Source organism: Streptomyces sp. NPDC048436, assembly GCF_043200355.1.
GTDB lineage: Bacteria > Actinomycetota > Actinomycetes > Streptomycetales > Streptomycetaceae > Streptomyces.
This window is the reverse complement of record NZ_JBICXP010000003.1, coordinates 486,867-510,997: the sequence shown is the minus strand read 5'-3', so window position 1 is coordinate 510,997 and position 24,131 is coordinate 486,867. Positions and strand designations below refer to the sequence as shown.

Sequence of the window (24,131 nt, the reverse complement as noted above, 5' to 3'; positions counted from 1 at the left end):
CTCGTGTGCGGCCTTGGTCCGGTGGTCAGGAGCGGAGCTCCTGCCACCGGGCCAGGGCATCGCGGGCGGCGACTGTCTCCGCGGCGTCCTCGCCGAGCTCGCGGGCGAAGCCCTCGGCGGCCCGGCTCAGTTGCCTGATGGCGCCCTCCATGTCGCCGTCCACGGCGAGGGAATGCGCGAGATGTGACCTGGCCTCGTGGGTCCGGAGGTGATCCTCACCCAGTGAGCTCTTCAGACCGGCCAGTGCCACTTGATGGAGCACGCTCGCCGCTTCCGGCTCTCCGGCCCGCTGGTAGGCCTCCGCGAGCAGTTGGCGTGTGCGCACGGTTCCTGGATGGACGTCGCCCAGGCTGGTCATACGTTCGTCCAGCGTCGTCTCCAACAACGCGATGGCGCGCCGCACTTCTCCGCCCTCCAACAGCGCTTCGGCCAGATCGCTGTATGCCCTTCGGGTCTCGACGTGCGACTCCCCCAGGACACTGATCCGTTTGGCCAGCGTCCTTTCGTACAACGCGATCGCCTTTTCCCTGATCCCCCCGCGCCGGTAGGCCTCGGCCAGCGCCGCAGCCGCCCGAAGCGTCTCGGGGTGCTCGTGGCCCAGGGCCTCGCCCCTGCTGGACAGACCCTCCTCGTACAGCGGAATCGCCCGCTCCAAGTCCCCGGCCAGCACGCAGGCGCGAGCCAGCCGATCCTTCAGGCCCAGTGTTTCCGGATGCTCGTCCCCGAAGGCCTCGGTGCTGTGCGCCAAAGCGTCCTCGTACATCGCTATGGCATGGCCCAGAACTCCTTCGCGCTCGTACACCCCGGCCAAGGCCGCCAGAGCCGTGAGCGTACGCGGATGGCCCTCGCCCAGGACTTCCCGGTAACCGCCCACCACCTGCTCGAGCTCCACCAACGCTCGCGTCGTGTCCCCCACCCTGTCGAACGCGAGCGCCAGCTCCCCGCGCGCGGCGAGCGTGGGCGGCGACAGATCGCCCAGAACGCGCCGGTATGCATCCAGCACCTCTTGATAGGCGGACAACGCGCGGTCCCACTCCTCGTCAGCCAGGTAGGCGCCCGCGAGCCGTGCCAGCACCGGAACGGTCGCCGGGTGGTCCTCGCCCAGGTTCCGCACCGCGAGGGAGTGGGTCGCCTCCAGCTCCCTGATCGCCCGCCCCGTAGCTCCCGACACCAGGTACGCGCCGGCGAGTTCCGCTCGCAGCGCGAGCCTCTCGGGGTCGTCCTCGGCCCTCCCCGCCCTCTCCATCGCGGCCCGTACATCCTCGAATCGCGCAAGCGCCCGCGGTGTGTCACCCGAGGACAAATACGCTCCGGCGAGCCACGTCGTGGCGCGACGCGCTCGGGGATCCTCCGCACCCAGGATTCTCTGCAAGGACTCCGACGCTCTCCGCAGGAAGTCCAGGGCCCGTTCCAACTGGCCCTGTGCCATGAGGAATCGTGCGGTCTCCGCGAGCAGAAAGCCGAAGACCACGTCGTCGTCCTCGGACGGGGAATGACCGGCGAACGCCTCGATGTGCGGCAGAAGAGCGCGCCAGCGTGGCCATCCTGCTGGGTCGTCCGCATCGTCGGGGAGCGCGTCCGCGAGGCAGCGCGCCGCCGCTCGGCGGGCCGCCTGAATCTCCCGGGCACTGCTCACCCCCTGGTGGCCCGGTTCGCTGACGCGCACGATGCCGGCGACCAGGGGGGGCATACCGACCGTCCCGGCCGCCTGGGTCTCGATCAGACGGAGACTCATCAGAAGCTCCAACGCATCGGAGACCTGTGACTCCGTGAACTGGGCTCCGGCCAGGAGATCCACGGGAATCGGTTCGGGGCCGTACCAAGCCAGGATCTGCATGAGCTGCTTCGCCGGGTGAGCGTTGGCGGCTCGCAGGCGTTGCCTGACGTTGTCGCCGAGGCTGAGCGGCTTGGACCCCTTGCCCTCGGCGTCCCGCAGCTCGTCCTGTTCCACCTCAAGCATGGCGTGGTACGCACCGACGGAGATCTCTGATTCGGCGATGTTCGCGGCCGCCAGCGCCACCGCGAGTGGAGACCGCCCGAGGCCTTCGCACAAACGCTCCACGTCCGCGGACTCCCCGTCCGCGCGCCGGCGGAACATCGCGACGGCTTCGGCGAGTTCGGGAACGTCCAGCTCCATGGGTGTGGCGATCCCCTCCCAGCCGGTGGCCTGGCGGCTGGTGATCAGTACATTCCCTTTCGAGCCCAGGCGGGACAGGAGGACGCGTACGTCCTCGGGGTTCTCCACACCGTCGAAGACGAGCAGCCAGCCCTCGTGCGAGGTGAGCCACTGGAGCGCCCATTCCCAACGCCCTTCCCTCGCAAGGAAGTCCGGTACCGAGGGCTGCAGGGCCCGGGTGAGGCCGGAGAGGCCCTTGACGATCGACGCGGGCGACCCCGCGTTCACCCACCACACCGGCCCCATGGCGTCGCCCCGGGCCACCCCGGCCGCCCACTCCGCCGCCAGCCAGGTTTTGCCCACGCCGCCCGACCCATGGAGGACAACCCCATGGTGCACCGCGGACCATGGCCCCAGGCTGAACATTTCCCGGTCCAAGCGCTCCAGCACATCTCTCCGGCCGACGAACCGCTGCCACGCCTCCACATTCGTCAGGTCCGGCGGACACGCGACGGTCGCGGGCGGGTCGAAGCCCCCGAGCAGGGAAGGCGGGTGGACCTGCGTGGTCCCACCTTCGGTGTCGTACGGATCCGGCCCCGCCCCGCTGACAGCGCTCTCGTCGCCCACCGGACGCTCCGCCACCCGGATCGCCCGCCCCCGCAGCAGCCCCAACGCCTCCTCGCTCACCAGCGCGAAGGGCTGGCCCGCATCCCCGAGTGCCCGGCCCCCTGTCCCCTCCGCCACCGGCACGACAGCCCTGAAGGCCCGGGTCGTCGAGCCGGCCCTGGTCTCGATCTCCGCGCCGATCCGGTTCAGCAGTTCGGCGACCGCCAGCGACTCGGGGCGGGGCAGGGTTTCCAGCAGTGCGCTTCTCGCACCCGGCACGAAGTCGTACAGGCCCCGCTCCGGATCGACCGGCTCGAGAAGGCCGCTCAGGAGAACCTCGGCGAGGTCGCTGGAACGTGAGCCAGGCGTGACCCGCTGCTGGATCAGCCGCATCACCGGCAGCGCGGGCACCGACAGGGCGACATGCGCCGCCAGGTCCACCGCCGTGGGCGAGGCCGCTGCCTGGAAACGGAGTATCCGCTCTGTGATCGTCAAGTCTCCCTCCGCCGCGAGTGGTTGGCCGTGCGGTGGTCGTGCCGCGCTCACGTACGCCATCGCCGTGTCCCGGTGCTGATCGCCGGACGCGGCCACCAGCCCCGCCCAGTCGGCCAGCCACTCGGGAGCCAGCTCAAGGACGGGCACAGGGACCGCGTCCGGCGCGTGGCGTCCCGCCCTGCCGTCGTGCGGGGTGAAACGCAGTGCGGTGTTGGGGGCGTGCGCCCGGGACGCCGATCGCCTTGCCGGGGATCGCGGGGGCCGCTGTGCGGCGCCAGAGGCGTTCGGGCAGAGGCTGCAGGATGGCGGTGGGGCCACGCCGGGCCCACAGGCGCAGTGCGGGGGCCGTGCGCCCGCCCCACCAGTGCGGGCCCGAGCAGTCGCTGAGCACCAGGGTCACCTGGCGGCCCGTCGGGTCCACCATGGCTGCCGGGGCCAGTGCGGGGCCTTGGGGTGAGGAGCGGATACCGACACTCGCGCCGAGGTCGGCCAGGTGCCAGAGCCGTACGTCCCGGAAGGCACCGGTGCGCTGCATCGCCTCGCGCAGTTCGCGCGCGAGCGGGCGCCACACCTCCATCGCCGGACTCGTGTCGACGACGAGGGCCAGGCTCAGGAGGCGGTCGGTGGCCGGGACCATGACCGGGGCCCAGGGGCGCAGACCGGCGTGGAGTGCGGCGCGCGCGGCCGTCGCTTCCTCGTCCAGGACGCGGCGGCGCCGGTCGGGGACACGCTGCTTGAGCGGGCGCAGGGCGCGCTGGATCTCCAGTTCGTGGCGCAAGGCCTGTGGGGCGGGGACCAGGACGTCCTCGGCGTCGGTGCCGGGCCGGGGGGCGCCGCGCGGGATGTGCAGGGCCGCGCGGTACGGGTCGCCGGGCGCATCCTGGCCGTCCGTCGCATCGCCGGCGTCCGGGTCACTGGCCTCCGGATCACGTGGCCACCGCACCTGCGAAACTGACGCGTATCCCGCCCTTTCGAGCGACGGCCGCAAAGCGTGCGAGTAGGCACCATCGCCCTCGCCCTCACCACCCCCCTCGCCCGGAGGAAGCCGCTCCGCGAGCCACAGCATCTCCGCGAGCTCCAGCGGAGTGACCTGGGGCCCCAGGGTGTCGAGCAGGTCCCGCAGTTTCCGCAGTCGCTCAGTCTCCATCGGAGCGTGTCGCCTCGCTGCTCAGGAACGGCATCACCTGGTCCGCCAACTGCCGCACCGTTTCCGGGTGTTCACTGAACGAGGCATGATGGCACATGTAGATGGCGTTGAGGAGCTGGTCGTTCGCGAGCAGCCCACCGCTGCGCCGCTCGAAGAAGCGGTCGATGATCTCCGTCGCACCCGCGGGCAGCTCACCCCCCTCGCCCTCGACCACAGGGCCGAGGTGCTCGCGGACGATCGCTGTCAGCTCCGCCACGCTCGCGGGCTGTTTCAGGTCCACGGTCACGCAGCGCCGCAGGAACGCGGGCGGGAATTCACGCTCGCCGTTGCTCGTCATGACTACGAGGGGGAAGGCGCGACAACTGACCGTGCCGTCGCGGATCTCGACGCGGTCGGTCGTGCTGTCGGCTGTCATCACTCTGGCCGTCGGCTCCGCGCGACGGGCCAGCTCGACGATCTCGTACGCCCCCTTCTCGAAGATGGTGAGAAGGTCGTTGGGCAGGTCGATGTCACTCTTGTCGATCTCGTCCACGAGCAGGACGCGGGGGCGCTCGTACGGGAGCAGCGCCGTACCGAGCGGCCCGAGGCGCAGATAGTCCCCGATGTCGTCGCCCCGGGAGCCGTTCACGTCCTCGCGGCGGGCGCGCTCCGCGGCGTACAAGCGTGTGAGCGGGTCGTATTCGTACAGGCCGTCCCGGAGCGTGACGCGGCTGGTGATCGGCCAGTGCAGGACCTTGCCGAGGCCGAGTTCATGGGCCACCGCGTACGCGAGGGATGACTTGCCGGTGCCTGGCGCACCTGTCACCAGGAGTGGCCTGCGCAGATAGAGCGCGGCGTTGACCTGGCGGATCGCGTCCTCGCCGGGGCGGTAGCTGACGGCAGCGTGCGGGTTGCCGGAGTCTCCCGGCGGGGTGCTCAGGGCCGGGCCACCGGTGAAGGTGCGCCATGGGGGCGGGGCCGGGAGGCGGTCGATGCCGTCGTGCGGGATGCGGCTCCCGGAGTAGATGCGCCAGTTGGGCGCCGTCCCGTCGATGTCAGGCACGCTCCACGCTCCCCGCACTCCCCGTACTCCATGAACTTCCCATGCTGCCGGTGCTCACTGCTCTCCTCGTGCTCCGTGCGCTCACTGTTCCCCCCGAATTCCCATCGCCAGCGGTGGGTCCGGCTTGCGCTCCGGGTCGTCCCAGAAGAGCGTCAACCGGTGCCCGCAGTGCTCGGCGCACCCCTTGTCCGGGGAGCGGGCCTCCTTGCGCAGCCTCATGATCTCGAACGGCAACCGGTCGGGGTCAAGGGCCGCCACCGCTTCCGTGAGCCTGTCAAGAAACTTGTCGGGAGCGCAGTGTGCGTGGCCGTCCTCACCACAGTCGTGCCGTCTCCACAGCATGATCGGCACACCGGTGTCCAGGGCTGCCGAGAGCCAGTCCCCCATGGGCGTCGCGGCATACGCGAGGGCGCACACCTCGTCGTCGGCGTCCAGCCAGTCGTGGAACTCGTCGTAGCCGTAAGGAAGACCGCACTCCACGCGCCGGGGCCGGGTCTCGCCGCGGGCCCGCACCGTCTCCCAGCGCCTGCGGGTCAAGCGGGAGACGGTGAGCGGCTTGAGGCGGTCCATGTGCCGGACCACCACGGGCACGGTGCGCATGGGGCGGGGGCGCGCCGCCCCCGGCTCGTGGATCTGCCACTCCTCGAAGGGTTCGCTCATCAGCCGCTCCGGCACCACGAACTCCAGCATCCAGTCGCATTCGTGCACCCGGCCGACCTGTTCGGCGAGCATCGCCTCGACCTTGGTGCGGAGTTGACGCGGGCGGATCCTGACGGGCCCCGACGAGCCGACGGGGACGCCGTCGATGACCGTGCACACGGTGAGGTCGAGGCCGGCGCCACGGGTCATCGATTCCGCGCGGAACATGACGGACCCGACGGGCACGGGCGTCTGTTGCGTGGCCTTCCCGTCGTATGCCTCTTCCGCGTAATGCTCGGGCATCCAGCGCCGTAGCCACACTCCGATGTCCACTTCCGGCAGCCGCGCGCCGAGCTCGCGCAGCAGCCGCAACAGCCGCTCGTCGCCGGTCAGTTCCTCACCCACGTACCGAATGGCGTGCCAGATCGACCGGAAGGGCGGCAGCGGGCGGCGGAAGGTGGGGAAGGCGCGCCGCACGAGCAACTCAAGACTGTCGGCATCGAGGCGCACCCCCTCGAACAGGGCACGCAGTTCACGGCGCGGCTCGACCGGCAGCCAGTCCAGGGGCAGGAAGTCGTCCAGGTCTTCCCAGTGGCGTCGGATGGTGTCGATGGGCAGCATCCGCCCGATGTAACCCTCCTGATCACCGCCGAGGACGGCGTCAGTGACCATGCCGACGACCTTGCCGGACTCGGGGTCGTAGACCGCCGCACCGCTGAACCCCTCGTCCAGACGCCGCAGATGGGCCTGGACGACATCGACCTCCAGCCACTCCTGGCCGAGGAGCCGGTCCGCGCTGGTGGTCAGTGTGACGTGTGTGCCGTCCTGCTCATGACCGAAGGGAAAGCCCAGCGCGCGCAGTTCGTGGGCGCCTCGTCCCGGCCGCGGGCGCAGCGTGTCGAGCGGCGCGAACGCGCAGGGCGCCACCCGCAGGGCGTGGGCGAGTTCGAGCACCGCTATGTCACCGCGGTCCCCGAGGCGCCGCCAGTCGCCGGACCATGACACCTTCGCGGGCAGTGCGTCGGTGACGCCCGGCAGCGTGACGGAGACCGCCGAGAGCCCTTCGACGACATGGGCACAGGTGATCAGGCGCGTACCGTCGAGGAGTACGCCCGCTCCCCTGGGAGCGCCGTCGACTGTGCCGATGCGGGCACGCCAATGCATGCCTTGCATTATCCGCCTCGTACGGTCATCGCTCACCCGGCTCGTCACGCCGGGACCAGGTCAGCTTGACGGTCAAGTGCCCCTCGGCGGCTGTCTTGGCGATGACGGCACCCGCGACGGCGCTCAACTTGACCCCGAATTCCAGCTCGATGCCGTCGGGGTCGAGCGCCTGGTCACGGAACGTCCGCAGCGCGGACATCGCGGCACCCCGCACATTGCCCAGCGCCGCCCCGAAGTGCCCCTCGACATCATGGATCTCGCTGCCGTCGCTCCTGCGCGACACCGACCTGAAACCCGGGTCCCTGGAGTCCACTTCCACGACGACGGGACCGTCGTCGGACTCCCATCGCATCAGCTCACTCAAAGCCCGACTCCCTCCGTAGCCTGATCGACGTCGCCTAAAAGGTAACGTCAACAGCACTTCGGGCAGTCGGTGTTGGGCATATACGTCAGCGAACCGACTGCTCGCCGGTCCGCTGCCCGCCTCGCTGCGACGCGGCTCAGTCCTTGACCCCCACATGCACCGTCTGCGCCGACAGCAGGAACACATCCGGCCGGTGGTGCAGGCTCTGTTCGTCGTTCGGGTCGAGGAGGCGGTCCACCGTTGCCAGGTCGTCGGCGTCGAGCGTGTCCTCGTGCATCTCTCGGCGGCGGGTGAGCTCGGAGATGATCTGGGCGCGGGCGGTGTCCGGGACGGGGGCCGGGAGGTCCAGGAGGAAGGAGCGGGTGCCCGCGTGGCGCAGGCCCGCTTCGGTGAGGAGCGTGGGCCAGTCCTCCGTGACCGTCTTCGCGCCCGGCAGGTCCGCGCGCATCCGCGTGAACCACTTCTCGTCCGCCAGGTCGAAGCGGGTCTGGAGGCCCGGCCGGCCGAAGCCGATGTCGCGGGGCAGGCTGCGCTGGTTCAGGCCGCCCTCCAGGAGCGCGATCGCGCCGCCCGGCGCGAGGCGGGCCGCGAGGGCGGACAGTGCTCCCTCCTGGTCGCCGACGTGGTGCAGGGCCCTGCCGATCCAGAGGAGGTCCGCCAGCGGCAACTCGCTGATCCCTTCGGGGAGTTCCGCCTGGATGGTGCTGACCCGGTCCGTCAGGCCATCCCGGGCTGCCCGCTCCCGCGCGCGCTCCAGGAGCGGCTCCGCCGGGTCCACCGCGATCACTTCAGCCTTGGGGAAGATCTCGGCGAGGAGGAAGGAGATGGACCCCGAGCCGCTGCCGACGTCCGCGATCAGGGTCGGCTCCGGCTGCCATGTGCGCAGCCATGCGGCGATCTCACGGTTCTGTGGGGCGGCGAGCTCCGCGTTCCGCTCCAGCATGGGGCCCATGGTGGCCCAGTCGATGTCCTCGTGGTGGTGGCCGCCGTGGGTGTGGCCGTGCTTGTGGCCGTGCTCGTGGTCGTGGGCCATCTTCTGCCGCCGCCTTCGCATGTCGGGGTGGGGTCGCAGCCGCCCCGGGCGGGTGTCCCCGGCAGCCGTCTCAAGCCTGCGCCGCCGCCTCCCTCCTGGCCAGTCGTCTTGCGGTTTCGGCAAACGGCGTGGGCTGTCCCCGTCAGGCGTGGACGACGAGTCCGCCGCTGGTCAACTGGTCAACTGGACGATGTGGTTCACGCGACGGGCGGTCTCCCGAGCGGCTTCCCGAGCAGTTCCCGGAGCGGCCTCCGAAGTGACATGAGCGCGAACCGCGGGTCCGGCCGCGGCTCATCCTGGTCCGGCAGCTCCGCCAGGCCCGTCGCGAGGCGCGCTGCCAGTGGGCCGTCGAGCGGGATCTGGGTGAACCAGCCCCGGTGGAGGTCCTCGGCCGTGGAGCGTGGTGTGCGGCCTTGGCCGTGGCCGCGGAACACGGCCCTGCCCGCCGGCGTCAGGCCACGTGCGGCCGCGTACGCCTCTACCGCCTGGGCGCGGTCGACGGCGGGGCGCACCGGGCGCGGAGCGAGCACCGTGTCGATGTCGCTGCCCACGTCGTGTGCCGCGGCCTTGTCGACCGTCGTGACGAACACGCCGCCGGGCCGCAGCACCCGCGCGCACTCGGCGACGACCGTGGCCGCCTCCTGTGCGCCCGACAGCAGATGCAGCAGCCACACCGCGCTCACCGCGTCGAACGAGGCGTCCGGAAAAGGGAGTTGGCGGCTGTCGCCGAGCACTATGCCGCCCGGAAGCCGCCCCGCCGCCATCCGCGCCATGTTGTGCGCCGCGTCGACCCCCGTCACCCGCAGGCCCGCACCGGCCAGCCCCCGCGTCACCAGGCCCGTGCCGCAGGCGACGTCCAGGAGGGTGCGGGTGTGCCGCGGCAGCAGGCCGAGGACCGCGGCGGCAGCGGCCTCGGCGCGGGGCTCGCCGCCGCGGGACGCGTCGTAGCGGTCGGCTTCCTTGCCGTAGTCCAGCATGGACACTCAGACCGCCCCGTGCAGTGCCGCCAACCCCTCCACCCTGCGGGCGAGTTCGAAGTCGAGCGTGGTGAGCGCGCCGCCCGCGCTGTGCGTGTGCACGGCGAGGGAGACGGTGTTGTAGCCGAGCGTCAGGTCGGAGTGGTGATCGATGTCGTCCTGGATCTGCGCGATGTGGACGACCATCGCGGTCGCCGCGAAGTGCGAGCCGAGCTGGAAGGAGCGGGTGATCCTGTCGCCTTCGAGCGACCAGCCGGGCAGCTCGGCGAGCCGCTCCTCCACGTCCTTCTGCGACAGCGGTTCGGGTGACATGGCCTCGCTCCTTCGCGTGGGTACGGCGTATGTGCGTACGGCGTACGTGGGTACGTCGGGTACGTCGGGTACGCCCATTCTTCCGTTCCTCAGCCTCCCATACAGCTGTCCGCACAGCCCTGATCAGGCCATCGGCGTGGCCCCCCGTGCCGCGGGACCTTCGATTACTGTCTGGGTATGACAACTGCCTTGTCCGCCAAGGAAAGTACCGGCGTCGGCCCGCTGCTGCGCGGCTGGCGCGAGCGGCGCAGGGTGAGCCAGCTGGAACTGGCCCTGCGCGCCGATTCGTCGGCCCGGCACATCAGCTTCATCGAGACCGGCAGGTCACGCCCGAGCGAGGAGATCGTGCTGCGCCTCGCCGAGCATCTCGACGTACCGATGCGGGATCGCAACTCGCTGCTCCTGGCGGCCGGTTACGCGCCTCGCTTCCGGGAGACGCCCATGGACGACCCGTCGATGGGCGCCCTGCGCGAGGGCCTCGACCAGCTCCTGCGCGGCTACGAGCCCTACCCCGCCCTGGTCGTCGACGCGACGTACAACGTGATCGCCGCGAACCGCGGCATCACGATGATCCTCGACGGCATCCCCGAGCACCTCCTGCGTCCGCCGCTGAACGCCATGCGGCTCACGCTCCACCCGGAGGGCCTCGCCCCGAAGATCCGTAACCTGCGGGAGTGGCGGGAGCACCTGCTGCACCAGATGGACCGGCAGATCGCGCTGCAGCGGTCCGACGCGCTGCGTGCGGTGTACGAGGAGGTGGCGGCGTATCCGGTGGTGGATCCCGGTGTCGACGTCTTCGAGGCCGACGGAGTGGGCAGCGACTCGCTCTGCTTCGCGCTGCCCCTGCGCATCGAGCACGACGGGCATCTGCTCTCCTTCATCTCGTCGATCTCGACCTTCAACACCCCCATGGATGTGACGGTCGCCGAGCTGGCCATCGAGACGCTGCTCCCGGCCGACCCGGCGACGGTCAAGTACCTCCAGTCGGCGTCCTGAGCCCGAAGCGGCTCGGGCCGCGCGGCCGGTCCTAGGCCCTGAGCGCCCGCAGCGCCCCGTACTGCACCGTGGCGAAGCCGCCGACGGTCACGGCCTGCAGCGGGATCCACACCGTGCCCGCCGTGCTGGGCGAGAGCCAGGCGACCAGGGCGATGACACTGAGCACCGCCCAGACCGTGTTCGCCTCGATCACTCCCCGGACGAGCAGCGTGGGCGGGCTCTTGCGGGACGCGAGGTAGCCGACGCCCACGCCGTACAGCGTGAGGAAGACGCCGAGGCCGAGCAGAAGCCCCGCGTCGACGCCGAGGAAGCGCCCGAGCGGGCCGGAGGCGACGGCGTACGCGAGGCCGTTTCCGGTGGTCACCACCGCGTCGAGGGCGAGGAAGCGGCGCAGCATCGTCTTCGGGTCGTTCGTGCGGGCCAGTGCGGTGAGCGGGTGCGCAGAGTACGTCGACATGCGGGTTCGACCTCCAGGCCGCGGAAGGGGTGAGGGATGAGGGGCGGATGGGAAAGGGGGGGCCGGATCCGGGCCGGAGTGCGCCGGACCGGATCCGGTAGGACCACCCTGCCGGGCAGGCACACGGGGGTCGATTACCTCAGAGGTAAGGGCGGCGCCCACCCAGGAGCGGCGCCCACCCAGGAGCCGCACCCACCCCTGAGTGCCGCGCCCCCCACGCACCGCGCGCACGCCCCCGCAACCCGTACGGCCGTCGCCGCCGTGTGCCCCCGCCACCCCGCGCCTAGGTTCGTTGAAAGACAGACCTAGGGAGCTCAACGGTGACAGAGACGACCGAGCCCGGCGCCGCCCTCCTGCGCGCGGGCAAGTTCTTCCGGCGTGGCACCGCCGCCCCCGACCTGCACAGCATCGGGCTCACCGGCGGCCGGGAAGCGGACGCCTTCTACCGGGACCGGTGGAGCCACGACAAGGTCGTGAACTCGACGCACGGCGTGAACTGCACGGGCTCCTGCCGCTGGAAGGTGTACGTCAAGGACGGCATCATCACCTGGGAGACCCAGCAGACGGACTACCCGAGCGTCGGCCCCGACCGCCCCGAGTACGAGCCGCGGGGCTGCCCCCGAGGCGCCGCCTTCTCCTGGTACACGTACTCACCCACCCGTGTGCGCTACCCGTACCTGCGCGGCGTCCTCCTGGAGATGTACCGCGAGGCCAAGTCGCGCCTGAAGGACCCGGTCCTCGCCTGGGCGGACATCCAGGACGACCCGGAGCGGCGCCGGACCTACCAACAGGCGCGCGGCAAGGGCGGGTTGGTGCGGGCGACGTGGGACGAGGCCGTCGAGATCATCGCGGCGGCGCATGTGCACACGATCAAGAAGTACGGTCCCGACCGGGTCGCGGGCTTCTCCCCCATCCCCGCGATGTCGATGGTGTCGCACGCGGCCGGCGCCCGTTTCATGAGCCTCATCGGCGCCCCGATGCTCTCCTTCTACGACTGGTACGCGGATCTGCCGGTGGCTTCGCCACAGGTGTTCGGCGACCAGACCGACGTACCGGAGTCGGGTGACTGGTGGGACGCCGCGTATCTGATGATGTGGGGCTCCAACGTCCCGGTGACCAGGACTCCCGACGCGCACTGGATGGCCGAGGCACGCTACCGCGGCCAGAAGGTCGTGGTCGTGGCGCCCGACTACGCCGACAACGCGAAGTTCGCCGACGAGTGGCTGCACCCGCACCCCGGTACGGACGGCGCGCTCGCCATCGCGATGGGCCACGTCATCCTGAAGGAGTTCTTCGTCGACCGGCGGACGGAGTTCTTCACCGACTACGTCCGCAAGTTCACCGATCTGCCCTTCCTGGTGACGCTGACCGAGCGCGACGGCGCGTTCGTGCCGTCGAAGTTCCTGCGGGCCGCGGATCTCGGCCAGGGCGGCGAGGGCGGCGACTGGAAGACGGCGGTCCTCGACGAGAGGACCGGGCAGCCCGCCGTGCCGAACGGCTCGCTCGGCTTCCGCTGGACCGAGTCCGGCAAGGGCAAGTGGAATCTTCAGCTGGGCGGCATCGAGCCGCAGCTCTCGCTGCACGGCTCCGATGTCGCGGCGGGCGTCGAGGTACTGCTGCCCCGCTTCGACACCGAGGGCGGTACGCACGGGCAGGGGCGTGGCGAGGTCGTGCGGCGCGGGGTCCCGGCCACGCGGCTCGGCGGCCAGGACGGCCCCCTTGTCACGACGGTCTTCGACCTGCTGCTCGCGCAGTACGGCGTCGGGCGCGAGGGGCTTCCGGGCGAGTGGCCCGCTTCGTACGAGGATGCCGACGCGCCCGGAACCCCGGCCTGGCAGGAGGCGCACACCTCGGTCCCGGCCGCGAAGGCCGTGAAGATCGCGCGGGAGTTCGCGAGGACGGCGGAGGAGTCGCGCGGGCGCTGCATGATCCTCATGGGGGCGGGGACCAACCACTGGTTCCACTCCGAGACCATCTACCGCGCCTTCCTCGCCCTGCTCCAGCTGACCGGGTGCCAGGGCCGCAACGGCGGCGGCTGGGCGCACTACGTGGGGCAGGAGAAGTGCCGCCCGGCGACGGGCTGGGCGACGCTGGCGAGCGCCAACGACTGGAGCAGGCCACCGCGGCAGATGATCGGCACCGCGTACTGGTTCCTGAACACCGACCAGTGGCGCTACGACAAGTTCGCGGCGGACGTGCTCGCCTCGCCGCTCGGCGAGGGACGGTTCGCGGGGATGACCGGCGCGGACTGCCTCGCGCTCTCGGCACGCACGGGATGGATGCCCTCCTATCCGACCTTCGACCGCAACTCCCTTGTCCTGGGCGAGACTTCGGCGGATCCGGTCGCCAATGTGGTGGAGGAACTCAAGGCGGGCACCCTCAACTTCGCCTGCGAGGACCCGGACGCCCCGGAGAACTGGCCGCGTGTCCTGACGCTGTGGCGGGCCAATCTGCTCGGCTCGTCCGCGAAGGGCGCCGAGTACTTCACCAAGCATCTCCTTGGCACGCACTCCTCGCTGCGGGCGGAGGAGGCGGCACCCGACGAGCGGCCCTCGACGGTGACATGGCGGGACGAGGCCCCGGAGGGCAAGCTCGACCTACTCGTCTCGCTGGACTTCCGGCAGACGTCGTCGACGCTGCTCTCGGACGTGGTCCTGCCCGCGGCGACCTGGTACGAGAAGCACGACCTCTCCTCCACGGACATGCACCCCTACGTCCACTCCTTCACCCCCGCCGTCGACCCGCCCTGGCAGGCCCGTACCGACTTCGACGCGTTCAAGGCGATCGCGGAGCGGCTCAGCGAGCTGTCCGTGGAGCATCTCGGCGTACGCAAGGACGTCGTCGCCACCGCGCTCCAGCACGACACCCCCGGCGAGACGGCGCAGCCCGGCGGTGTCGTCCTGGACTGGCGCAAGGGCGAGTGCGAGGCGATCCCGGGCAAGACCATGCCGGGTCTGACGGTGGTCGAGCGGGACTACACCGCGATCGGCGCGAAGTTCGCCGCGCTCGGTCCGCTGGCGGAGAAGCTGGGCCTGCCCGTGAAGGGCATCGCGCTGCGGCCCGACCAGGAGATCGACGAACTGCGCGAACGCAACGGCGTCGTACGCGGCGGCCCCGCCGACGGGCGCCCCGCCCTGGACACGGCGGTGAAGGCGGCGAACACCATCCTCGCCCTGTCCGGCACGACCAACGGGCGCCTGGCCACGCAGGGCTTCCACACCCTTGAGGCGCGTACGGGCCAGGAGATGGCGCACCTGGCCGCGGAGCACGAGGGCAAGCGCATCACGTACGCCGACACTCAGGCGGCCCCCGTCCCCGTGATCACCTCGCCCGAGTGGTCGGGCAGCGAGTCCGGCGGGCGCCGCTACACGGCGTTCACGCTCAACACCGAGCATCTGAAGCCCTGGCACACGCTCACCGGCCGACAGCACTTCTTCATCGACCACGACTGGATGCACGAGCTGGGCGAGGCGATGCCCGTCTACCGGCCGCCGCTCGACATGAACCGTCTCTTCGGAGAGCCACGCCTCGGCCCGGACGGCGAGAAGGAGGTGACGGTCCGCTACCTCACCCCGCACAACAAGTGGTCCATCCACTCCGAGTACCAGGACAACCTCTTCATGCTGTCGCTCTCCCGCGGCGGGCAGTGCGTCTGGATGGCTCCGCAGGACGCGGACGCGATCGGCGTGAAGGACAACGACTGGATCGAGGCGGTCAACCGCAACGGCGTGGTGGTGGCGCGGGCGATCGTCTCGCACCGGATGCCGGCCGGCACGGTCTACATGCACCACGCGCAGGAGCGCACGGTGAACGTCCCGAAGGCGGAGACCACCGGCAAACGCGGCGGCATCCACAACTCCCTGACCCGCCTCATCCTCAAGCCGTCCCATCTCATCGGCGGCTACGCCCAGTTGTCGTGGGCGTTCAACTACCTCGGCCCGACGGGCAACCAGCGCGACGAGGTGACGGTCATCCGCCGCCGCAGCCAGGAGGTTCAGTACTGATGCGCGTTATGGCACAGATCGCGATGGTCATGAACCTCGACAAGTGCATCGGCTGCCACACCTGCTCCGTCACCTGCAAGCAGGCGTGGACCAACCGCGACGGCATGGAGTACGTCTGGTTCAACAACGTCGAGACCCGGCCAGGACAGGGCTATCCGCGCCGCTACGAGGACCAGGAGAAGTGGCGCGGCGGCTGGGAGCTGAACAAGCGGGGCGCGCTGAAGCTCAAGAACGGCGGCCGGTTCAAGTCTCTCCTGGGGATCTTCTCCAACCCCAAGCTGCCGGAGATCAAGGACTACTACGAGCCCTGGACGTACGAGTACAAGAACCTCACCGACGCCCCGCTGGGCGACGACTACCCGGTGGCCGAACCGCGCTCGCTGATCAGCGGCAAGCCCATGAAGATCGAGTGGTCCTCGAACTGGGACGACAACCTGGGCGGCTCCACCGAGTACGGCGACCTCGACCCGATGGTGGCCAAGACACGCCAACAGGCCGCGGAAAAGGTCAAGTTCGCCTTCGAGCAGACCTTCATGTTCTATCTGCCGCGGATCTGCGAGCACTGTCTGAACCCGTCGTGCGTGGCGTCCTGCCCCTCGGGCGCGATGTACAAGCGCGAGGAGGACGGCATCGTCCTGGTCGACCAGGACCACTGCCGCGGCTGGCGCAAGTGCGTGACCGGCTGCCCGTACAAGAAGGTGTACTTCAACCACCGCACAGGCAAGGCCGAGAAGTGCACGATGTGCTACCCGCGCCTGGAGGTGGGGCTTCCCACCATCTGCTCGGAGACGTGCGTGGGGCGCCTGCGCTACCTCGGTGTGATCCTGTACGACGCCGACAAGGTGACGGCGGCGGCCTCGGTCGAGGACGACAAGGCGCTGTACGAGGCCCAGTTGGGTGTCTTCCTCGACCCCGAGGACCCCGAGGTGCGGCGCGAGGCCGAGAAGGCGGGGATCGGCCACGACTGGGTCGAGGCGGCGCGGCGCTCCCCCGTGCATGCGCTGATCAGCACGTACAAGGTGGCGCTTCCGCTGCACCCGGAGTACCGGACGATGCCGATGGTCTGGTACATCCCGCCGCTGTCCCCGGTGGTGGACGCGCTGAGCGAGACCGGGCACGACGGCGAGGACCTGGACAACCTGTTCGGCGCGATCGACACCCTGCGCATCCCGCTGGAGTACCTGGCGGAGATCTTCACGGCCGGTGACGTGGGCCCGGTGCGGGCCTCGCTGGAGAAGCTGGCGGCGATGCGGGCGCACATGCGGGCCATCAACCTCGGTGGCAGCCCGGACAGTTCGGTCGCCGCCGCCGTCGGCATGTCGGGCCAGGAGATCGAGGAGATGTACCGTCTGCTCGCCATCGCCAAGTACGAGGACCGCTACGTCATCCCGACCGCAGCGGTCGGTGACGCGCAGCGCCTGGAGGAGTCGGCGCTGCCGGACACGTGCAGCCTCGACTTCGACGGCGGCCCGGGAGCGGGCGGGGACGGTCCGTTCGGGCAGGACTCGGGCCGCAAGCAGCTGCCCCTTGTGACCGTCGAGAACTTCCACACGCTGCGGGAACGGCAGACCGCCGACGAGCAGCCCGCCGCCACCGACAAGGACGCACTGTGAGCGACGATCACGCCGTGCTCTACCAGGCAGCCGCGCACTGCCTGTCCTACCCGGACGACGAGTTCCGGGCGCTGCTCCCGCAACTGGCCGAGGCAGCACCGGAGTTGAGCGGCTTCCTCGCGCACGCCTCGGCGACCGGCGCCTCCGAGCTTGCCGCGCACTACGTCCAGGTCTTCGACTTCAAGAACCGCCACAGCCTCTACCTGAGCTGGTGGCGGGACGGCGACACGCGCCGGCGCGGGATGTCCCTGGTCCGCTTCAAGGAGGTCTACCGCGAGCACGGCCTTGAGTTCACCGGCGAGGAGCTGCCGGACTTCCTGCCCGCGGTCCTGGAGTTCTCCGCGCACGCGGGGCCCGTCCTGCTCCAGGAACACCGCCCGGGCCTCGAACTGCTGCGGCTCGCCCTCACCGACTTCGGTACGCCGTACGCGCCCGTGCTCGACGCGGTGTGCGCGACGCTGCCGGGGCCTTCGCCGAAGGACCGGGCGGAGGCTCTCGCGCTCGCGCGTTCCGGGCCGCCGCGGGAGGACGTCGGCCTCGAACCCTTCGCACTGATCGGGGAGCACTGATGAGAACGCTGCTGTGGGGCGTCATCCCGTACGTGGCCTTCGTCCTCCTGGTGGCGGGCATCATCTGGCGCTACCGCTACGACAAGTTCGGCTGGACGACGCGCTCTTCGCAGGTGTACGAGTCGAAGCTCCTGAACATCGCGTCGCCGATGTTCCACTACGGGATTCTCTTCGTCCTTGTCGGGCACCTGGTGGGGCTCTTCATCCCGGAGTCGTGGACGGAGAAGGCGGGCGTGAGCGAGCACACCTACCACCTGTTCTCGCTGTACGGGGGCACGGCGGCGGGGATCCTGCTGGTGCTCGGCATCCTGCTGCTGCTCTACCGGCGGCGTACGAACGCGCCGGTGTTCCGGGCGACGACCGCCAACGACAAGTTGATGTATCTGGTGCTGTTCGGGGCGATCGTGCTCGGCATGGTGGCGAAACTGACGCACGCGTCCGGCGACGGCTTCAACTACCGCGAGTCGATGGCTCCTTGGGCGAGGAGCCTGTTCACGCTCCAGCCGGACACGGACCTGATGGCGGGCGTGCCCATCCTCTACCAGATCCACGCGGTGGTGGGGATGGCACTGTTCGCGCTGATCCCCTTCACCCGGCTCGTGCACATGTTCAGCGCGCCGGTGCAGTATCTGTTCCGGCCGTACGTGGTCTACCGCAGCCGGGACCCGAAGCGGGTCGGGGCGCGTCCGGAGCGGCGGGGCTGGGAGAGGACGGGGTCCTGAACCCCCGCCTCACCGCTCCGTCCTGAACTGGGGGTTACCCCTCAGTCCCCTTGCCCTGCTCCCCCTGTTCCCCCTGCTCCCGCTGTTCCCCCGGCTTCTCCTCGTCCACGATCTCCGCGTCGACCACGCCCTCCTCGGGGGCCTGCCCGGTTGGCGCGTCCCCGGCCTGCTCCGACGCCGCGTACATGGCCTGCCCCATCCGCTGACTGACAGACCCCAGCTTCTCCGCCGCGACACGCACCGCCGCGGTGTCGTCGCCCTTGTCCTTGAGGACCGCCTTCAACTCCGCGGCGGCCCCGTCCACTTCAGCCCTGGTCTCGGCGGGCACCTGCTCCCCGTTCTCCCGCATGAACCGCTCCGTCTGATAGAGCAGCTGCTCCGCCTGGTTGCGGGTCTCCGCGGCGTCGCGGCGTTTGCGGTCCTCCTCCGCGTGTTCCTCCGCCTCCCGCACCATGCGGTTGATGTCGTCCTTGGGCAGGGCGGAGCCGCCCGTCACCGTCATGCGCTGCTCACGCCCCGTGGCCTCGTCCTTCGCGGAGACGTGCATGATGCCGTTGGCGTCGATGTCGAAGGTGACCTCGATCTTGGGCACGCCGCGCGGTGCCGGCGGCAGGCCGGTCAGGTCGAAGACGCCGAGCCTCTTGTTGTAAGCGGCGATCTCCCGCTCGCCCTGGAAGACCTGGATGCCGACCGAAGGCTGGTTGTCCTCCGCGGTGGAGAAGGTCTCCGAACGCCGGGTGGGAATGGTCGTGTTGCGTTCGATGAGCTTGGTCATGATGCCGCCCTTGGTCTCGATCCCCAGGGACAGCGGCGTCACGTCGAGGAGGAGGACGTCCTTGACGTCGCCCCTGATGACACCCGCCTGGAGCGTCGCGCCGAGCGCCACCACCTCGTCGGGGTTGACCCCCTTGTGCGGATCGCTCCCGGTGAGTTCCTTGACCAGTTCACTCACCGCGGGCATCCGCGTCGAACCGCCCACCAGGATCACGTGGTCGACCGCGGAGAGCTTCACCCCCGCGTCTTTCACGGCCTGGTGGAAGGGGCCGCGGCAGCGCTCCAGCAAGTCCGCCGTCAGCTCCTGGAACTGAGCGCGGGTCAGCTTCTCCGCCAGGTGCAGGGGGCCCTCCGACGACGCCGTCACGTACGGCAGATTGATGTCGGTCTCGCTGGACGACGACAGCTCGATCTTCGCCTTCTCCGCGCCCTCCCGCAGCCGTTGCACCGCCATCTTGTCCTTGCCGAGGTCCACGCCGTGCGCGTTCTTGAACTGCCGCACCAGGTACTCGACGATCCGCTGGTCCCAGTCGTCGCCGCCCAACTGCGTGTCACCGTTGGTGGCCTTCACCTCGATGACCCCGTCACCCATCTCCAGGAGCGATACGTCGAAGGTGCCGCCGCCCAGGTCGAAGACGAGGACGGTCTGGTCGTCGCCCTTGTCGAGGCCGTACGCGAGGGCCGCCGCCGTCGGTTCGTTGATGATGCGGAGCACGTTCAGGCCCGCGATCTCGCCGGCCTCCTTGGTGGCCTGGCGCTGCGCGTCGTCGAAGTACGCGGGGACGGTGACCACCGCGTCCGTGACGTCCTCGCCCAGATAGGACTCGGCGTCACGCTTGAGCTTCTGCAGGACGCGGGCGGAGAGTTCCTGCGCCGTGTACCGCGTGCCGTTCACGGATTCACCCTCGGGGAAGCGCCAACTCCCGTCCCCCATATGGCGTTTGACGGAGCGTGCGGTGCGCTCCACATTCGTGACCGCCTGCCGCTTGGCGACCTCTCCCACGAGGACGTCGCCGTTCTTGGCGAAGGCGACGACCGAGGGTGTGGTGCGCGCTCCCTCCGCGTTGGCGACGACCGTGGGATCACCGCCCTCCAGGACGGCCACCACCGAGTTCGTCGTACCGAGGTCGATCCCGACTGCACGTGCCATGTCCAGTCCCCTTCCACCGCGAGCCCGTTTCCCGGCGTACTCCGCCCTCCATCACAAAACTTGAGCGGCACATTGTCAATGCCGCCTATGACGGTGCCGCCGCCCCCGGCGGGGACGGCGGCACGGTCGAAACGGTCGGCGAGCGTGACGTCAGGCGAGCTTCGCCGTCAGCGTGATCGTCGTACCCGTCAGCGCCTGGCTGACGGGGCAGTTCTTCTTGGCGTCCTCGGCGGCGGCGGTGAACGCGGCCTCGTCGATGCCCGGCACCGTGCCCTCGACGGTGAGGTGGATGCCGGTGATGCCGGTGCCCGGCTGGAACGTCACGTCGGCGGACGTCACCAGGCGGGTCGGCGGGGTGCCCGCCTTGTCCAGGCCGTTGGAGAAGGCCATGGAGAAGCAGCTGGAGTGCGCGGCGGCGATCAGCTCTTCCGGGCTGGTCTTGCCGTTGGCCTGCTCGGCGCGCGACGGCCAGGAAACGGCCTGCTCGCCGATGCCGGAGGAGTCGAAGGTGACGGTGCCGGAGCCCTCCAGCAGGTTGCCTTCCCAGACCGTGTGCGCGGAGCGCGTGGTAGCCACGATGTACTTCCCTTCAGTGCGGTTCCGTGATGCGTTGCGGAACTTCCGTACGCCCATCCGACCACACCCGGCTTCGGCGCACGCGGAAGACCGGTCCATGGACGCCTCTGCCGACGAGAACGGCCGGGAAGGATGTGGCCTGGCGACAGCCCCGGTGCACGGTCTCTATGGCCGGAATCGCAACTGTGCAAGGCGGTCGGGCGGTGACACTTTGAGGCCCCCTCGGCCACGGGGCGAGGAGACCACTCAGGGGGTTTGACCATGCGCATGAACTACACGGAACGCGGTCCGTCTCCGCTGGAAGGCGAGAAGCAGGGAGCCGCTGGTGACCGCGACTCCACGTTCGGCTGGTGGGGCGCCTTCAGCATCCAGAAGTTCGTCAACCAGAACACCCTCTTCTACACGCACGCCGATGCCACCGGTTGGCTCGCGTACCTGCAGCAGTTCTACGACCGGAACTTCTGGTTCGCGGACGGCGGGGCGCAGGTGTGGGCGTACGAGGAGACGTACGACAACTGGCAGGACCGGTACGGCATGGACGCGGTGGTGGCCGTCTACCACTCGGGTCACGGCGGCATGGACGGCAACGGCGTCTTCTTCGCGCCGCTCGGCGCGGTCTGGGACGGCCGCAGCGACGCGGTCTCCAACCGGATGGCGCTGGGCAACGAGAAGGCGAACTACGTCTTCTGGTCCACCTGCAACTCGCTGCGGGTGCTCGGCGGGCACTCCCCGATCCGCACCTGGGCGGGGCCCAACATCGGCTTCCGCATGATCTTCGGGTTCGAGTCGGTCAGCATCGACAGTCCGGACTACGGCAAGAAGTTCTGGGAGAAGTGGCGGGCCGGCCAGACGTTCACCGACGCGTGGCTGAACGCCAGCTGGGACATCTACAACGGCCAGGCGCCCTCGGTCGCCGCGGTCGGCGCCAACCAGGCCGAGGCCACCGCCCGGCTGAACGGCGAGCGCACCCTCTACCGCGAGCACGTGCCGGACAACTGGTACGCGTGGCGCTGGTACAACGCGCGCAGCAGCCTCAGGGAGCCGATCACGCAGGCACCGAGCAGCCCGCAGATCGTCCAGCTCGCGCCGCGCGACCCGGCCGACGAGCTCACCAAGCTCGGCCGGATCGCAGGCTTCCCGTCCGCGGCGCTGCAAGAGGTTCAGGTCGAGCGGCAGGGCGTGCTCAGCGCCGTTTCCGGTGACCGGACCATCTCCACCGCGCCGCACGCCGTACGTTGGGTCAAGCTGGCCGAGGCCAACCACCGCAACCTGCGCCAACTGCCCACCGACCAGGCCGTGGAGGCGGCGCGCACGTTCGCCCAGCAGCACGCCGACGGCGCCGAACTGATCGTCGACAGCGTGCACGACCTGATGCAGAACTCCGGGGCGAAGGACGGCTCCGAGCTCGGGCAGCCGGTGTCCCTGGAGACCCATGTGACCTTCCGGCAGGTCTTCGGCGGCATCCCGGTCATCACGCCCGACCGCGGTGTGATCCGTGTGGCCCTCGACAACGACGGCACCATCGTCCAGGCGCAGATCTCCACCCGGTCGACCACCGGCACGACGCGCGACCCGAGCACCGACATCTCGCCGCCTCCCATCGGCGGCAAGGCCGCGGCGTCGGCGGCGCCGCGGGAACGCGACCCGCGCAAGGCTCTTGCCGCGGCACAGCAGAAGCTCCTTGCCGAGCTGGCCGCCGTCACGGCCGACGAGCCGGGCCAGGGCGCCAAGGCACCACAGCAGCCGCAGGTCAGGGACGTGCCTGACACGTTCGACGTCGGCTATGAGATCGAGGGCAACGAGGCCTACCCGGCCGCCCGCAAGCTGATCGAGATCGGCCCGCCCGACGGCATGTTCGTCACGCGCCGCTGGGTGATCGCACCACTAGCCCGCTAGTCAGACAGTGGCAGTGGCGGTCCGCTTCTTGCGGGCCGCCATCCACGCGTAGACGAGGACACCCACGAAGAGGAACAGGACGCCCTGGTAGACGGCCGCGTACCCGGACCCGGCGACGAGCCACATCGAGAACCCGAACGCGACACCCGCGAGAACCCCGTCGCGCGCAAGACGCCCGCGGTCGACGCGCTCGCCCTGCCCGGAGACGAGGAAGTAGATCTGTGCGGCGGTGGCCAGGAGGTAGGGCACGGTCGCGGTGAAGGTGGTGATCAGGACGAGGGACTCGAAGACGCCGCCGGAACCCGCCGTGTAGTTGTAGACGGTGAGCAGCGAGGCGAGGACGACGGTGACCAGGACGCCTGCCGTCGGCACGCCGCGCCGCTTCTTGCCGAAGGCGCTGGGGAAGAGCCCGTCCTTGGCCGCGGCATACGGCGTCTGGGCGCTGAGCAGGGTCCAGCCGTTGAGGGCGCCGACCATCGAGACGAGTGCGGCGAGCGCCACCGCGGTGCCGCCCCAGGAGCCGCCGAACATGGCGTCGACGGCGTCCGAGAAGGGCGCGGTGGAGTTGACGAGCTTGTCGTGGGCGACGGTGCCGAAGACGGCGAGGGTGCCGAGCAGATAGACGAGGGCGGCGCCGAGGGTGCCGAGGATCGTGGCGCGCCCGACATTGCGGCGCGGGTCGCGTACTTCACCGGCGCTGACGGCGGCCGACTCGATCCCGAGGTAGGAAAAGAGCAGGATCGCGGAGGCTGCCGAGACCGCGCCGACCGGGCTGTCGCCGCTCGCCCGGAAGGGCCCGAGGTTGTCGCTGTCGAAGAAGAAGAGCCCGCCGACCGCGACGAGGAGCAGGGGCAGGAACTTCAGTACGGTGGCGATGAGTTGGACCGCGCCGACGTAGCGGGTGCCCGCGAGGTTCGCGAGGGCCGGCAGGAGTTGCAGGACGAGGGCGGCCAGGCAGGCGGTCCACTTGTGGTCGTTGACCGGTGTCAGGACGTCCAGGTAGCCGACGGCGGCTACGGCGAGCGCGGCGTTCGACACCCAGGTGGTGGCCCAGTAGGACCAGGCGGCGAGGAACCCGGCGAAGTCGCCGAACGCCTCACGCGCGTAGACGTACGGTCCGCCGGTGCGCGGATCGCGGCGCGCGAGCCGCCCGAAGACGAGCGCGAGGGCGATGGCGCCCGCGGTCAGGACGCCGAACGCGACGAGGCTGATGGTCCCGAAAGGGGCGACGGAGGCCGGGAGCAGGAAGATGCCGCCGCCGATGATGTTGCCCATGACGAGGCAGGTGGCGATGGGCAGTCCGAAACGGCGGGCGTGCCTGCTGTTCTGCTCTTCGGCCTGCTCTGTCCGCTGTTCTTCCCGTTCGGGGGCCGGAGCCGGCTGGATCACGGTTCCGGTGTCGTGCATGGGGTGGTGCCTCTCATCGTGCCGGACGCCCGGGATCGCCGGGGCGAGAGACATGGTCGGGCACGGCGGGAA

Annotated in this window: 18 protein-coding genes; 6 read left to right on the top strand and 12 right to left on the bottom strand. The window is 70.1% G+C overall.

Annotation, left to right across the window (positions count from 1 at the left end):
* Positions 1-25 precede the first annotated feature (25 nt).
* The 8 genes from fxsT to ACGFX9_RS13260 form a co-directional block, all read right to left on the bottom strand.
* Positions 26-3,364 (bottom strand): FxSxx-COOH system tetratricopeptide repeat protein, encoded by a 3,339-nt coding sequence (fxsT, locus tag ACGFX9_RS13295; protein WP_393469566.1) that lies wholly within the window; start codon positions 3,362-3,364, stop codon positions 26-28.
* The gene (locus ACGFX9_RS13290; RefSeq protein WP_393469563.1) at positions 3,351-4,364 is read right to left on the bottom strand and encodes an SAV_2336 N-terminal domain-related protein; all 1,014 of its coding nucleotides are present in this window, start codon (positions 4,362-4,364) and stop codon (positions 3,351-3,353) included. The genes fxsT and ACGFX9_RS13290 overlap by 14 nt, the downstream gene beginning before the upstream one ends.
* Positions 4,354-5,406 carry an AAA family ATPase gene (locus ACGFX9_RS13285; protein ID WP_393469560.1) on the bottom strand — a complete coding sequence of 351 codons (1,053 nt, stop codon included), beginning with the start codon at positions 5,404-5,406 and terminating at the stop codon, positions 4,354-4,356. Before ACGFX9_RS13285 ends, ACGFX9_RS13290 begins: the two co-directional genes overlap by 11 nt.
* 81 nt (positions 5,407-5,487) lie before the next feature.
* Positions 5,488-7,209, bottom strand: a complete 1,722-nt coding sequence (locus tag ACGFX9_RS13280) for a trypsin-like peptidase domain-containing protein (protein ID WP_393469556.1) — start codon at positions 7,207-7,209, stop codon at positions 5,488-5,490.
* Positions 7,210-7,234: 25 nt separating this feature from the next.
* The gene (locus ACGFX9_RS13275) at positions 7,235-7,573 is read right to left on the bottom strand and encodes a CU044_2847 family protein (protein WP_393469553.1); all 339 of its coding nucleotides are present in this window, start codon (positions 7,571-7,573) and stop codon (positions 7,235-7,237) included.
* A 136-nt stretch (positions 7,574-7,709) separates the two neighbouring features.
* The gene (locus tag ACGFX9_RS13270) at positions 7,710-8,606 is read right to left on the bottom strand and encodes a methyltransferase (RefSeq protein WP_393469551.1); all 897 of its coding nucleotides are present in this window, start codon (positions 8,604-8,606) and stop codon (positions 7,710-7,712) included.
* Between the two features lie 197 nt (positions 8,607-8,803).
* The gene (locus ACGFX9_RS13265; protein ID WP_393470475.1) at positions 8,804-9,583 is read right to left on the bottom strand and encodes a class I SAM-dependent methyltransferase; all 780 of its coding nucleotides are present in this window, start codon (positions 9,581-9,583) and stop codon (positions 8,804-8,806) included.
* 6 nt (positions 9,584-9,589) lie between these two features.
* The gene (locus ACGFX9_RS13260) at positions 9,590-9,895 is read right to left on the bottom strand and encodes a 4a-hydroxytetrahydrobiopterin dehydratase (RefSeq protein ID WP_393469548.1); all 306 of its coding nucleotides are present in this window, start codon (positions 9,893-9,895) and stop codon (positions 9,590-9,592) included.
* A gap of 177 nt (positions 9,896-10,072) precedes the next feature.
* On the opposite strand from ACGFX9_RS13260, the gene ACGFX9_RS13255 reads away from it, so the two are divergent.
* Positions 10,073-10,891, top strand: coding sequence for a helix-turn-helix domain-containing protein (locus ACGFX9_RS13255; RefSeq protein ID WP_393469545.1), 819 nt, complete (start codon positions 10,073-10,075; stop codon positions 10,889-10,891).
* 31 nt (positions 10,892-10,922) lie between these two features.
* Here the strand turns inward: ACGFX9_RS13255 and ACGFX9_RS13250 are convergent, their stop codons facing one another.
* Entirely contained in the window at positions 10,923-11,348 is a 426-nt protein-coding gene (locus tag ACGFX9_RS13250; RefSeq protein WP_393469542.1) for a hypothetical protein, read from the bottom strand.
* Between the two features lie 320 nt (positions 11,349-11,668).
* On the opposite strand from ACGFX9_RS13250, the gene ACGFX9_RS13245 reads away from it, so the two are divergent.
* From ACGFX9_RS13245 to narI, 4 genes are read left to right on the top strand one after another with little or no spacing between them, the layout of a single operon-like run.
* Positions 11,669-15,352, top strand: coding sequence for a nitrate reductase subunit alpha (locus ACGFX9_RS13245; RefSeq protein ID WP_393469539.1), 3,684 nt, complete (start codon positions 11,669-11,671; stop codon positions 15,350-15,352).
* Positions 15,352-16,965 carry a nitrate reductase subunit beta gene (gene narH, locus ACGFX9_RS13240; protein WP_393469536.1) on the top strand — a complete coding sequence of 538 codons (1,614 nt, stop codon included), beginning with the start codon at positions 15,352-15,354 and terminating at the stop codon, positions 16,963-16,965. The genes ACGFX9_RS13245 and narH overlap by 1 nt, the downstream gene beginning before the upstream one ends.
* On the top strand, positions 16,962-17,534 hold the full coding sequence (gene narJ / locus ACGFX9_RS13235) for a nitrate reductase molybdenum cofactor assembly chaperone (protein WP_393469533.1): 573 nt from the start codon (positions 16,962-16,964) through the stop codon (positions 17,532-17,534). The genes narH and narJ overlap by 4 nt, the downstream gene beginning before the upstream one ends.
* Positions 17,534-18,256 (top strand): respiratory nitrate reductase subunit gamma, encoded by a 723-nt coding sequence (narI, locus tag ACGFX9_RS13230; RefSeq protein ID WP_393469530.1) that lies wholly within the window; start codon positions 17,534-17,536, stop codon positions 18,254-18,256. The genes narJ and narI overlap by 1 nt, the downstream gene beginning before the upstream one ends.
* Before the next feature lie 34 nt (positions 18,257-18,290).
* On the opposite strand, the gene dnaK is transcribed toward narI, so the two are convergent.
* On the bottom strand, positions 18,291-20,180 hold the full coding sequence (gene dnaK / locus ACGFX9_RS13225) for a molecular chaperone DnaK (RefSeq protein ID WP_393469527.1): 1,890 nt from the start codon (positions 20,178-20,180) through the stop codon (positions 18,291-18,293).
* Positions 20,181-20,330: 150 nt separating this feature from the next.
* Positions 20,331-20,756, bottom strand: coding sequence for an OsmC family peroxiredoxin (locus ACGFX9_RS13220; RefSeq protein ID WP_393469524.1), 426 nt, complete (start codon positions 20,754-20,756; stop codon positions 20,331-20,333).
* A gap of 261 nt (positions 20,757-21,017) precedes the next feature.
* On the opposite strand from ACGFX9_RS13220, the gene ACGFX9_RS13215 reads away from it, so the two are divergent.
* Positions 21,018-22,652, top strand: a complete 1,635-nt coding sequence (locus ACGFX9_RS13215) for a DUF6345 domain-containing protein (RefSeq protein WP_393469521.1) — start codon at positions 21,018-21,020, stop codon at positions 22,650-22,652.
* Here ACGFX9_RS13215 and ACGFX9_RS13210 read toward each other — a convergent pair whose 3' ends face one another.
* The gene (locus ACGFX9_RS13210) at positions 22,653-24,059 is read right to left on the bottom strand and encodes an amino acid permease (RefSeq protein ID WP_393469518.1); all 1,407 of its coding nucleotides are present in this window, start codon (positions 24,057-24,059) and stop codon (positions 22,653-22,655) included.
* Positions 24,060-24,131: the final 72 nt, after the last annotated feature.

Coding starts and splice junctions, on each gene's coding strand:
- ACGFX9_RS13210 (WP_393469518.1), bottom strand. CDS start 24,059: ATGCACGACACCGGAACCGTGATCCAGCCGGCTCCGGCCCCCGAACGG.
- ACGFX9_RS13215 (WP_393469521.1), top strand. CDS start 21,018: ATGCGCATGAACTACACGGAACGCGGTCCGTCTCCGCTGGAAGGCGAG.
- ACGFX9_RS13280 (WP_393469556.1), bottom strand. CDS start 7,209: ATGCATTGGCGTGCCCGCATCGGCACAGTCGACGGCGCTCCCAGGGGA.
- narH (WP_393469536.1), top strand. CDS start 15,352: ATGCGCGTTATGGCACAGATCGCGATGGTCATGAACCTCGACAAGTGC.
- ACGFX9_RS13265 (WP_393470475.1), bottom strand. CDS start 9,583: ATGCTGGACTACGGCAAGGAAGCCGACCGCTACGACGCGTCCCGCGGC.
- dnaK (WP_393469527.1), bottom strand. CDS start 20,180: ATGGCACGTGCAGTCGGGATCGACCTCGGTACGACGAACTCGGTGGTG.
- ACGFX9_RS13290 (WP_393469563.1), bottom strand. CDS start 4,364: ATGGAGACTGAGCGACTGCGGAAACTGCGGGACCTGCTCGACACCCTG.
- ACGFX9_RS13270 (WP_393469551.1), bottom strand. CDS start 8,606: ATGGCCCACGACCACGAGCACGGCCACAAGCACGGCCACACCCACGGC.
- ACGFX9_RS13260 (WP_393469548.1), bottom strand. CDS start 9,895: ATGTCACCCGAACCGCTGTCGCAGAAGGACGTGGAGGAGCGGCTCGCC.
- narI (WP_393469530.1), top strand. CDS start 17,534: ATGAGAACGCTGCTGTGGGGCGTCATCCCGTACGTGGCCTTCGTCCTC.
- ACGFX9_RS13250 (WP_393469542.1), bottom strand. CDS start 11,348: ATGTCGACGTACTCTGCGCACCCGCTCACCGCACTGGCCCGCACGAAC.
- ACGFX9_RS13255 (WP_393469545.1), top strand. CDS start 10,073: ATGACAACTGCCTTGTCCGCCAAGGAAAGTACCGGCGTCGGCCCGCTG.